The sequence below is a fragment of the Tenacibaculum sp. 190524A02b genome, from assembly GCF_964036645.1.
Taxonomy (GTDB): domain Bacteria; phylum Bacteroidota; class Bacteroidia; order Flavobacteriales; family Flavobacteriaceae; genus Polaribacter; species Polaribacter vairaonense.
Map to the genome: position 1 here is coordinate 2870937 of NZ_OZ038525.1, position 11889 is coordinate 2882825.

An 11889-nucleotide genomic window follows, 5' to 3' on the forward strand; every position below is an offset into this window, starting at 1 on the left:
CTTCCTTCATTGTAGGTAAATTCGTCTCAATATTTGTAAGCTTTTTAACCTAAAAATTAACGAATTTTCCGTAAACTTGGCAAACTTTTCACTTAAACAACAACTACATATGAAAAAAATGTTACTATTTTTTATTGGATTTGCATCCTTAATGCAAGCTCAAAAAAAAGACATTTCTTTAGAAGATATATGGAAAAAAGGTACGTTCAGAGCAGATTACATGAATTCTTTAAACTCTATGAATGGCGATTTTTATTCTTTACTCAATTACAACAACGGAGGCACTACTGTAGATAAGTATAGTTACGAAACTTTAGAAAAAGTTGCTACTATTGTAAATAGCAAAGATTTAAAAGAATTATCTTCTTTTCAATCATACACTTTCAATAACGACGAAACCAAATTGATATTAGGCACCCAGTTTAAACCAATTTTTCGTCGTTCTTTTTTAGGTACCTATTATGTTTACGATATTGCTTCGAAATCGTTAGAGTTAATAGGCGAAGATATTCAAGAACCTACTTTTTCTCCTGACAGTAAAAAAATAGCCTATGCTAAAAACAATAATTTATTTATTAAAAATCTTGTAAACTATGCCGTTTATCAAATAACTAGTAATGGTGAAAAAAACAAAATTATAAACGGTATTACCGATTGGGTTTATGAGGAAGAATTTGCTTTTGTAAGAGCTTTTGAATGGAGTAAAGACAGTAAACACTTGGCTTTTTTACGTTTTGATGAAAGCAACGTAAAAACATTCTCTATGGATGTATATGGTACTGATAAATATCCATCTCAACATGTTTTTAAATATCCAAAAGCAGGAGAAGATAATGCTAAAGTAACTTTAAACATTTTTTCTTTTGACACTAATAAAACTGCGGAAATAAGGGTTGGAGATTACGAATATATTCCAAGAATTAACTGGACTAATGAAGGAAATTTATTAGCTGTAAGAACATTAAATCGTCATCAAAATGATTTAAAAATGTATTTTGTTAATGCCAACACATATGATAGTAATTTGGTTTTAAATGAAAAAGACGTAGCTTATGTTGATGTTACTGATGATTTAACTTTTTTAAATGATAATAGCTTTATATGGACTAGCGAAAAAGATGGGTATAATCACATCTATCACTACAATAATAAAGGAGAATTAATTAACCAAATTACGAAAGGAAACTGGGATGTTACCTCTTACTATGGTTTTGATTCTGAGAAAAAAGAAATTTATTACCAATCTGTAGAAAATGGTTCTATTAATAGAGGTGTTTATAGCATTTCTTTAGACGGGAAAAACAAAAAAACTTTAAGTAATTCAAAGGGAACAAATAGAGGTTCTTTTAGTAAGAACATGCATTATTTTATCAATACATTTTCTGATGCAAATACACCTCCATTGTATACCTTAAGAAATAGCAAAGGAAAAGTATTAAAAACTATAAAAGACAACAAAGCTCTAAAAGCTACGATTACTAATTATAACTTAAGTAAAAAGGAATTTTCTACCATTAACATTAATGGTAATGACTTAAATATGTTTATGATTAAGCCAGCTAATTTTGATACTTCAAAAAAATATCCTGTTTTAATGTATCAATACTCTGGTCCAGGCTCACAAAGTGTTGCCAATAGTTGGAACAGTTCAAATGATTACTGGCATCAAATGTTAGCTCAAAAAGGTTATATTATAGTTTGCGTTGATGGTAGAGGAACTGGTTTTAAGGGTAGAGACTTTAAAAAAATCACCTATTTAAATTTAGTTAAACACGAAACTGAAGATCAAATTGCTGTAGCAAAAGAATTGGCTAAACGTAATTATGTAGATGCTAAGAGAATTGGTATTTGGGGATGGTCTTTTGGTGGTCATATGAGTACTAATTGTTTATTAAAAGGAAATGATGTGTTTTCTACTGCAATTGCTGTAGCACCTGTTACTACTTGGCGTTTTTACGACACTATTTATACCGAACGCTATATGCGTACTCCAGAAGAAAATCCTAATGGCTATGATGATAATTCACCTTTAAACTACCCTGAATTGTTAAAAGGAAAATATCTATTAGTACATGGTACAGGTGATGATAATGTACATGTACAAAATGCTACAAGAATGGCTGAAGCTTTAATTCAAGCTAATAAGCAATTCGATTGGGCTTTCTATCCTGACAAAAACCATGGTATTTATGGTGGTAACACTCGTTTACACCTGTATACTAAAATGACAAACTTCATACAAAACAATCTATAACTAAATCATAGTAAAATGAATACAGTAAAAGAAGTAAACCACGGTGAGCTTTGGGGGCATCCAAAAGGACTATATGTTTTATTTTTCGTAGAAATGTGGGAACGATTTTCATATTACGGTATGAGAGCTATTTTAACATTATTTTTAGCTGCTCCAGTAATCCTAGGAGATCCGCAATCTGGATATGGATGGACAAACGCTGAAACATTATCCTTTTATGGAACATACACCATGTTTGTTTATTTAACTTCAATTCCTGGAGGATGGATAGCAGATAAGTTTATTGGTCAAAAGAAAGCTGTTATGCTAGGAGGTTTGCTATTATGTGCTGGACATGGAATTTTAGCCATAGATGCTCAATGGGCTTTTTTCTCTGGTTTAGTACTAATTGTAATAGGTGTTGGTTTTCTAAAACCTAATATTTCTACTATGGTTGGTGGTTTATACAAACAGGGAGATGACAGAAGAGATAAAGGTTTTTATATATTTTATATAGGTATAAATTTAGGTGCCTTTTTAGGCGCTTTAATCGTTGGTGCAGTCGCTGCTAAATATGGCTGGCATTATGGATTTGGCTTAGCTGGAATAGGAATGGCTTTAGGTCAAATCGTATACATGTATGGGTTAAAATACTTAGAAGGTGTAGGTGAATTTTTAGGTAAAACAGATTCACCAGATAAAGAACTAATGAAAAAACCTTTAACTCCAGTTGAAAAGGATAGAATGACAGTAATGTTTTTATCATTTTTAATAATTATAGTTTTCTGGGGAGCTTTTGAACAAGCTGGAGGTTTAATGAGTTTATATACTGAACAAAAAACAAATAGAATGCTTTCTTTCTCCTTACCTCTTATAGGAAATGAAGTTCCTGCTGCTGTTTTCCAATCTATAAATGCTTTTTTCATAATTATTTTTGGTGGATTAATTGGTGGCTTTTGGTATAACTGGGGAAGAAAAGGTAAAGAATCTTCTTCTTTATTCAAAATGGCTATTGGTGTAATTATTATGGCTTTAGGCTTTTTCTTTATGAGTAAAGCAAGTACTGAAGTGGTAATGAACGGAAATGAGGTAGTGGAAAAATCTGCTATGATATGGCTTGTATTAGCATATCTATTTCATACAATTGGAGAATTATGTGCTTCTCCAGTAGCTTTATCTTTTATCACAAAACTAGCTCCATTAAAATATGCTTCATTCATGATGGGAGCTTATTTTGCTGCTACAGGGTTAGGTAACAAAGTTGCTGGTTTTGTAGGAGAACTATCAGAAGGAGCTGGTGAATTTCAAGTTTTCACAGGAATAGCGGTTTTTTGCACATTATTTGGTATTTTAATTTTATTGATTTTAAAACCATTAAAACGACTAACTCATGGAGCCGAAAATATTAAAGGTACCTCAAACGAAGAAGCAGAAGGATTTGAATTAGCAGATAATTAATATACACTATACAAACATGCCTCACATACTAAAATTTAATGTGAGGTTTTGTTTTGTTTATAAACTACATAACAAATGAGTACAGACATTAAAAACCTCTTTAAAGACAAAGTTCTTGGGCATCCAGCAGGATTGTTCGTATTATTCTTTACAGAAATGTGGGAACGTTTTTCCTTTTATGGAATGCGTGTATTATTGGTAAACTTTTTAACTACAGCAGCTATTGGAGCAAACCCTGGTTGGGAATGGTCTGCCGAAAATGCAAATGCATTATTTGGAACCTATGCTATGCTATTATACGTGACGCCTATTTTGGGTGGTATTATCGCAGATAAAATTACAGGATATAGGTGGGCTATAGTTATTGGATCTTTAATTATGACCTTAGGACATGCTTCTATGGCATTAGAAACAGAGTTTTCTTTATATGGAGGACTTGCTTTATTAGTAATAGGTACTGGTTTTTTTAAACCTAACATTACCTCCACTATTTCAGAAATGTATAAAGAAAATCCAGAAAAGAAAGATGGTGCTTATACTATTTTTTATATGGGAGTTAACTCTGGTGCTTTCTTCGGAATGTTACTTTGTGGATATTTAGCTGAAAAAGTTGGATGGGCATACGGATTTGGTTTAGCTGGAATTTTTATGCTACTAGGTACTATTCAGTTTTGGTTAGCTGGTGATTTATTTGGTAGTATTGGTGCTAAACCATCTAAAGTTGTTGAAGTTGAAATTCCTCAAAACATTAATGAAGAATCTCCTAAAGAAAGTATCGATGGAAATGAAGAACCATTAAATCCATTTACTCAAATAGATAAAATATTAATTGCTATATCTGCTATTCTTGGTATTGGATATGCTTTTAATGATCCTTTATCTAAAATTGGAGGAATAGATATGTTCGCTGCTTTAAAAATAGGTGAATTAGAAGGACAATATGTAGCTGTTCTATTTGCTCTTGGTGTATTTTTATATCTGGTAATTAGTAGGATTAGTCGTTATACTAAAGTGGTTCGAGACAAAATGATTGCTTTTATCATTTTTGCTTTTTTTACGGTTTTTTTCTGGATGTGCTTTGAACAAGGAGCTTCATCTTTAATCATTTTTGCTAGAGATAACGTAGATAGAGTATTAACTGGTAATTCTGCCTTATTATTCAATATAACCAACACACTTTTAACTGTTATTCCTTTAGGTATTATTACTTATGTTTTATTCTTACTTTGGAAAAAAACATTCAATAAAATACCTGGTTCAAATATTGTATTAGTAATTTGTTTTCTAATTATGTGGGGAATTGCTGGATGGATGTTAATGAGAGAGTTTTCTTCTGACATTTCTGAAATCACTGCTTCTTGGTTCTCAATATTAAATTCATTCTTTATTATTGCTTTTGCTTCCTTCTTTTCTAAATGGTGGGAAAGTAAATACAATCCTTCTGCTACAGGAAAATATGCTTTAGGGCTTATTATAATGGCTATAGGTTTTGGCTTGCTAGCTTTTGGAGCTTACGGAATTACCGAAGGTGTTAAAGTAAGTATGATTTGGCTAATTTTGGCTTATTTATTCCATACTTTAGGAGAACTTTGTTTATCTCCAGTTGGACTTTCATATGTTTCGAAACTAGTTCCAGCTAGAATGATTGCACTTATGTTTGGAATGTGGTATTTAGCCATTGCTATAGGTAATAAATTAGCCGCGGTAATTGGTGGTCAAATAGAAAATATTACACACCAGTACAGTTTATCTACTTTCTTTTTAATTTTTACAATTGTTCCAACCATTGCTGGTTTAGCTATTCTAGCATTGAACCCTGTTATTAAAAAACTTATGCACGGAGTAAAATAACTCTAATAAAAAAGTTTATAAAATAAGATAACCTGTTAATTTAAAAACATTAACAGGTTTTTTTTGTAAATTTGGAATAGTTATTGAGACTATATGAGTATGAGAACATTAATAATATTAGCAATTGTATTTGCAACTACCTTTGGTATTCAGGCACAAACCGAGGTTAATTGGTTAACTTTTGAAGAAGCCATGGAGAAGAGTAAAGAAGATCCTAAACCTATTTTAATAGATATTTATACAGATTGGTGTGGTTGGTGCAAGAAAATGGATAAAACCACCTATAAACACGAGGTTATTTCTAATTATATTAATGAAAATTACTATCCTGTAAAATTAAATGGAGAAGAGAGAAAAGACATTGTCTATCAAGGAAAAACCTTCACCTATAAAGCCCAAGGAAGAAGAGGTTATCATGAGCTTGCTGCAGTTATAATGAAAGGCAGGCTTAGTTATCCTTCAACTGCATTTTTAAATAAAGATCGTCAATTATTACAAAATGTTCCTGGGTATTTAACCAAAGAGCGTTTTGAAAAAATATTAGCTTTTTTCAACAAAGAAAACTATAAAAAGTCCAGTTGGAAAGATTTTGAAAAGAATTTTAAAAGTTCTATTTAAGCTAAAATTTAATATTTAAAAGTACCGTTTTGAGCTGTATGCCAAAATGGTACTTTTTCTTTTTCACAAGTCTTTCTCCATCTTTCCACATAGCTATAATAACTACTTCCATCAGCTATTATAAGTTTAGGTTTTGTAATATTTAGTAATCTTGATAAATTAATTTTTGGAGAGTTTCTAAGTAAAATAATAGGATTATTTCTGTTTAGAAACTTTTCATCATAAACTCCACTTTTATCTATTACAACAAACCTCTCTCCTTTCATTACATAAAATAAAGGAAGTTTATTTTTTATCTCTATTTTTATATCTTCTTTTCTAGCATATCCATTTATCCCTTTTTCTTTTCTAATTTTTAAGCTATCTAACGAATGAAATATTGTTATTTGATGAGCCTTTCTAACTCCTATAATAGTCTCTTTTCTTTTATTAAAAATGATTAACTCTTGCTTCTGATCTCTTATATATTTTTCTAAAATATATTGTCCTTGAATCAACATCATGATTAACAACACCCAAATTACATTTTTAAAAACTCTCTTTTTAAATAATTGAAATAGCATTATTAGAAGTAGGTACCAAAGAATTGTTTTTAATAAAGACATAGAAATACCTGTAATTAAAAATTGATCTTGAGAAGCTATTTTCTCTATTATAGCGTTCATTTTAGTTATTATAAAGCTGTAACTATCAATTAAAAATGAAGGTGAAGCGTTAAATATTGATAGAAGAATTACAACTAACCCTAGCCCTAAAATAACTTCCAGAAATGGAATTATAAACAAACTAGATAACAAAAACAAACTAGGGAACTGATGAAAATAATACAAACTCAATGGTAAAACAGCTACTTGTGCAGCTATAGATACCGTAATCAACTTCCATAATTTATCAATAACTAAAATTCTACTACTAAACACCTGATAAATTTTTGGTTGTATCCAAACAATGCCAAAAACTGCCAGGTAACTCAATTGAAACCCTACACTAAAGACGAACATTGGTTTTATTAATAAAAGAAAAAACATAGAACTTATCAATACATGTTCTGTAACCTTTCTACTCTTAAACGATTCTCCTATAGTTATAAATGTAAACATTGTTACTGCTCTTACTACTGAAGCTGATAAACCAGCTATAAAAGCAAAACTCCAAAGCATAAGTACCAATAAAACTCCTTTATATATTCTTCCGTACTTAAAAAATAGCAAAGGCTTTAATACCAATGAAAACAATAATAATAAAACTCCAATATGCAATCCTGAAATAGCTAATAAATGAATAGCTCCAGCGTTTTTATATTGCTCTAATAACTGTTTATTAATATCATTTTTATCTCCTAAAAATAAAGCACTCATTATAGCTAAAACTTCATTTGAAAATCCTTGATTTTCTAATGAAGTTTTAACGCTACTTCGAACTAGACTAGCTAACCCAAATAATGTTCTTTTATCAGAATTTAATACTTTAAATTCATCCTTATTTAAATAAAGTGTATGATAAATATATTTTTTAGCTAAAAAACTTCTATAGTCAAATTGCCCCAAATTATTAATTCTTTTCAGTCCATTTATATCCGGATGAAATACTACTACATTATCATCAACTTCAAACTCGTCTTTTAATACTTTTTTATATACACTCAAAAGTAGAAATCCTTTAGTTTTTTTTCCATCAACCTTTACGACTTCAGCTTTATAATTATTAGAGTATTTATTACTATTTAATTTTTTATTAATTTTTAAAACAACTTCCCTTTTATTCTTTGAAAAGTTATCAAAATAATTATCATGATTTTGAGGGTTTTGAATATAAGTAATCACACTTCCTAGATTAACAAAAAACAACAAATTAGATACAAATCCTGCATTACCATTTTGAAAGTTTTTTGTTATAAGTAGTAGAATTAAAAATATTATTTGAATACTAATTACATATACAAAATCACATTTCCAAACCTGATAATAAAACTGTAAAAAAATTCCAATTATTAATGATATTAAGAAGTAAAATGGTGGGTATTTAAGTAAATTTTTCATAGCATGGTAAAGCTACAAAAAGTTATTTAAAGTCTATGTTAAATATCCGACCTCTAAAAACAAACTATAAATCAATTTTTTAACTAAAAAAATCAAAAAAAATCACTATATTTAAGTCAGGCATATGATTTCAGCGGGGGTGATGAGTTATTAATTAAAAAACATTAATATGCTACTGATCCAAAAGAAATTAGTCGAATTATTACATACTAAAAAGTATTATAGCAACTACTATAACCGATCTATTACCAAATACAGAGATATAAATGCATATATCACTTTATTTGACAGGTTGTCTAAAAAAAGTTGCCCAATTACTACGGATAAAAAAATAAACCACACTGCTTGTATTAACTTCGGTTGTACTTTGAACAGTGTTAAAAGGGATTTGCACGCTTCATTTTCAATCGTTAAAGCTCAAAAGTTTTGTAATATACTTTTTTATAAGATGAAAATTGGCACTTATAAAATCGTTGTAGAACTACACTTCTTTAAAAACAAGTTGGTTTTTTTCAAATATTTATTCCCTTCTTTAAGAAACCAAAGAGAAATTGAAAAACAATTACGTAATAAATATTTAGAAAAAAACAGATTAATAGATTTTGACAGTCAATACATTATTGACCCTTATAATAATTACATTAAAATAGATAATGAAGTATGTTTTTCTATATATTATATCTCTCCAAACTTTGGTTTCTTTGAATATCTTTCACAAAGAAGGAAAATATTAAAAAAAGACATAAAACTAAAAAAACAATTAACCTACACAGAATTAATAGATAAACTATAACTACCGGTACTCATTCCGTCTTTTAAAATTACACTTTGTAACTATTGTTACATAATCAGTAATTAGGTTTATCTAATTTTGCCCATAATTAACACCTCCTTTTTTTATATATCCCTTAAAATAAAGAAAGCAATAGAATTAAAATCTGTTGCTTTTTTACTTTTATAAATGAAGTTTTAAGTGGTAAAAAATTTAATTATAATAAGAAACCTTTCTAAAAAAACTTAAGTATACAATCGTTCTTTATTATCCTAGAAAAACTAAATTGTTCAATAGCAATAAACGAACACTAGCCTTGTCGGGAAGATTAAATGACTAGAAACTAAAAAACTCTTTAACTATAAAGGCTAAAGAGTTTAAAAAAGCGACCCAGGAAGGACTCGAACCCTCATCGTCAGAGCCGAAATCTGATGTTCTATCCAATTGAACTACAAGGTCATTATATTTTTCTTTAAGAAAGCTTTGCTTTTACAATTGTAGATATTGTTTTTCCATCTGCTTGTCCTGCTAATTTCTTAGAAACTATCCCCATTACTTTCCCCATGTCTTTCATTCCATTTGCGTTTATTTCTTCTATAACCGCAACTACAACTTCCTCAATAACCTCATCACTTAAAGCCTCAGGTAAAAACTGTTCTAACACTGCTGCTTCGGCTAATTCTGGTTCAGCTAGATCTTCTCTACCTTGTTCTTGAAAAACCTGAGCACTGTCTTTTCTTTGTTTTACTTGCTTCTGTACAATCTTTAACTCTTCTTCAGATGAAATTTCTCCAGCTCCACTTTCAGTATTTGCCAACATAAATGCCGATTTTAATGCTCTTAAAGCTGTTAAAGCTACGGTGTCTTTTGACTTCATAGCCTCCTTCATTTTACTCATTACTTCTTGTTGTACACTCATAATTAAATTTATTTCGTAAAAAATTCCCGATTTCTCGGGAATTTAAATTTATCTATTTTTTTGTTATTAATCTACATTATCATGTAAAAAAGAATTATTAGAACGCTCTAAACCATCATTTTCCGTATTTAAAGCTGTATCAGATTTACTAATATCTCTATTAGCATCTATATCAACTCCCAGCCTTTTATAAGCAGGTTGACGTTCAATTTCATCTATATTTTTACTTACTTGATCAGCAAACTTATAATTAAACCCTTTCATTTTCTCTCTTCTTTCTTGCGCTCTTTTTTGCAATTCTGAAATTGTAAAACTTAAAGGCGAAGCTTCTTCATTTGATAAATCTTCAGCCTTTTCCTCCTTAACTTTTGTTTTCACTTCAAAGTTTAAAGCTGCATCTTCTTCATGTTTTATTGAAGGTGTAGAACTTTTACCAATGGTAGGCTCAGCACTAAAATCATCTAAAACATAACGTTTTTTTACCTCTTGTACTACAGGCTTAGGTTTTATTTCTTCTGCTTGTACATCTATCTTTTTTATCTGTTCAGTTGTTTCTACTAATGTTGCTTCTGGCTTAATTTCTTCATATGAATTCAAAGGCAAGTCAAACAGTAAATCCTGCTGAATGTATTGCTGCTTAGGCTTCTCTTTGACCTCTTTTTTCTTTTCGGAAACATTCGTTATTATAAAGTCATCTTCTGAAATACTTTCAATAGCTATTTCGTCATAAACAACATTAATGTTTTTTATTGCTTCAGTAGTAGGTATTATACCTAGCTTTGACTTTGGTTCTTCTTCTACCTCGTCTTTTAAAACATGAATTACTTTTTCCTCTACCTTAGTAGTTAAAGGTTCATCAATAGCTGGAGCCTTTTTTATCTTTTGCTCATCAAAAGTATACGTTGCTTTTTGTTCATCTTCTAAAGTATGAACAATTTTCTTTACTTCTGTATTTGTTATGTTGCCTTGTTGATCTGCTGCAAAACCAGTAGCTACTACTGTTACTGCAATTCCATCTTCTAAACTTTCATCTTCACCAATACCCATAATAATATTGGCATCATAACCAGCTTCTTCTTGGATATAATCATTGATTTCTCCTATTTCATCTAAGGTAACTTCGTTAGCTCCAGAAACAATGAGTAGTAAAACATTTTTAGCCCCAGTAATTTTATTATCATTCAACAATGGAGAATCTAATGCCTTTACAATTGCGCTTTTAGCTCTATTAGCTCCTGTTTCTTTAGCTGACCCCATAATTGCAGTACCACTATCAGAAAGCACTGTTTTAGCATCATGTAAATCTATATTTTGCTTATAATGATGCGTAATTACCTCTGCTATCCCTTTAGCTGCTGTTGCTAAAACCTCATCGGCTTTTGAAAAACCTGCTTTAAAACCTAAATTCCCGTATACTTCTCGTAATTTATTATTATTAATTACGATTAGAGAATCTACATTCTTTCTTAACTCATCTATTCCTTTTTGAGCTTGTTTTGAGCGCATTCTTCCTTCAAACTGAAATGGCATAGTAACAATTCCTACTGTTAATATATCCATATCTTTAGCAATTCTTGCAATGATAGGTGCTGCACCAGTCCCGGTACCACCTCCCATACCTGCAGTAATAAATACCATTTTGGTATGTGTACTTAACATTTGCTGAATTTCTTGAATACTTTCAGCAGCTGCTTGTGCTCCAATTTCAGGATTTGCTCCTGCTCCTAACCCTGATGTTAAATGGGCTCCTAATTGTATTTTATTAGGTATTGGACTATTTTCTAATGCCTGGGCATCGGTATTACAAATTACGAAATCTACTCCGTGAATTTGCTTACTATACATGTGGTTTACTGCATTGCTACCTCCCCCACCTACACCAATAACTTTAATGGCGTTTGACTGTGTTTTAGGCATGTCAAATGAAATGTTATCAAATTCTGCGCTCATAATAACTTTTCTTCTAATTTAATTTGGTTTTCAACTCCTTTTTTAGGGG

8 protein-coding genes and 1 tRNA gene are annotated in these 11889 nt (G+C 30.3%); 5 read left to right on the forward strand and 4 right to left on the reverse strand.

All coding sequences use genetic code 11. The annotated features are described in order from the left end of the window. Positions 1–109 precede the first annotated feature (109 nt). The 4 genes from ABNT65_RS11740 to ABNT65_RS11755 all read left to right on the forward strand — a co-directional run bounded on the left by ABNT65_RS11740 (position 110) and on the right by ABNT65_RS11755 (position 6160). Positions 110–2254: a S9 family peptidase gene (locus tag ABNT65_RS11740; protein ID WP_348706991.1), complete on the forward strand. Its 2145-nt coding sequence runs from the start codon at positions 110–112 to the stop codon at positions 2252–2254. Between the two features lie 15 nt (positions 2255–2269). Then, entirely contained in the window at positions 2270–3691 is a 1422-nt protein-coding gene (locus ABNT65_RS11745) for a peptide MFS transporter (protein ID WP_348706992.1), read from the forward strand. Positions 3692–3766: 75 nt separating this feature from the next. Next, positions 3767–5542, forward strand: coding sequence for a peptide MFS transporter (locus ABNT65_RS11750; protein ID WP_348706993.1), 1776 nt, complete (start codon positions 3767–3769; stop codon positions 5540–5542). A 99-nt stretch (positions 5543–5641) separates the two neighbouring features. Then, positions 5642–6160: a thioredoxin family protein gene (locus ABNT65_RS11755; protein WP_348706994.1), complete on the forward strand. Its 519-nt coding sequence runs from the start codon at positions 5642–5644 to the stop codon at positions 6158–6160. Between the two features lie 8 nt (positions 6161–6168). Here ABNT65_RS11755 and ABNT65_RS11760 read toward each other — a convergent pair whose 3' ends face one another. Then, a complete protein-coding gene (locus ABNT65_RS11760; protein WP_348745920.1) occupies positions 6169–8199 on the reverse strand; it encodes a ComEC/Rec2 family competence protein in 2031 nt (676 codons plus the stop codon). Between the two features lie 448 nt (positions 8200–8647). On the opposite strand from ABNT65_RS11760, the gene ABNT65_RS11765 reads away from it, so the two are divergent. Then, positions 8648–8992, forward strand: a complete 345-nt coding sequence (locus ABNT65_RS11765) for a hypothetical protein (RefSeq protein WP_348745921.1) — start codon at positions 8648–8650, stop codon at positions 8990–8992. A gap of 365 nt (positions 8993–9357) precedes the next feature. Here the strand turns inward: ABNT65_RS11765 and ABNT65_RS11770 are convergent. From ABNT65_RS11770 to ftsZ, 3 genes are all read right to left on the reverse strand, one after another. Next, positions 9358–9430: transfer RNA gene (locus ABNT65_RS11770), tRNA-Arg, on the reverse strand. Between the two features lie 13 nt (positions 9431–9443). Further along, a complete protein-coding gene (locus ABNT65_RS11775) occupies positions 9444–9890 on the reverse strand; it encodes a GatB/YqeY domain-containing protein (protein ID WP_348745922.1) in 447 nt (148 codons plus the stop codon). A 66-nt stretch (positions 9891–9956) separates the two neighbouring features. Beyond that, on the reverse strand, positions 9957–11840 hold the full coding sequence (ftsZ, locus tag ABNT65_RS11780; protein ID WP_348745923.1) for a cell division protein FtsZ: 1884 nt from the start codon (positions 11838–11840) through the stop codon (positions 9957–9959). Between the last annotated feature and the right edge of the window lie 49 nt (positions 11841–11889).

What these genes read in the sequence shown, in the direction of transcription:
- ABNT65_RS11765 (WP_348745921.1), top strand. Translation starts at nt 8,648, where the DNA reads ATGAAAATTGGCACTTATAAAATCGTTGTAGAACTACACTTCTTTAAA.
- ABNT65_RS11745 (WP_348706992.1), top strand. Translation starts at nt 2,270, where the DNA reads ATGAATACAGTAAAAGAAGTAAACCACGGTGAGCTTTGGGGGCATCCA.
- ABNT65_RS11760 (WP_348745920.1), bottom strand. Translation starts at nt 8,199, where the DNA reads ATGAAAAATTTACTTAAATACCCACCATTTTACTTCTTAATATCATTA.
- ABNT65_RS11740 (WP_348706991.1), top strand. Translation starts at nt 110, where the DNA reads ATGAAAAAAATGTTACTATTTTTTATTGGATTTGCATCCTTAATGCAA.
- ftsZ (WP_348745923.1), bottom strand. Translation starts at nt 11,840, where the DNA reads ATGAGCGCAGAATTTGATAACATTTCATTTGACATGCCTAAAACACAG.
- ABNT65_RS11775 (WP_348745922.1), bottom strand. Translation starts at nt 9,890, where the DNA reads ATGAGTGTACAACAAGAAGTAATGAGTAAAATGAAGGAGGCTATGAAG.
- ABNT65_RS11750 (WP_348706993.1), top strand. Translation starts at nt 3,767, where the DNA reads ATGAGTACAGACATTAAAAACCTCTTTAAAGACAAAGTTCTTGGGCAT.
- ABNT65_RS11755 (WP_348706994.1), top strand. Translation starts at nt 5,642, where the DNA reads ATGAGAACATTAATAATATTAGCAATTGTATTTGCAACTACCTTTGGT.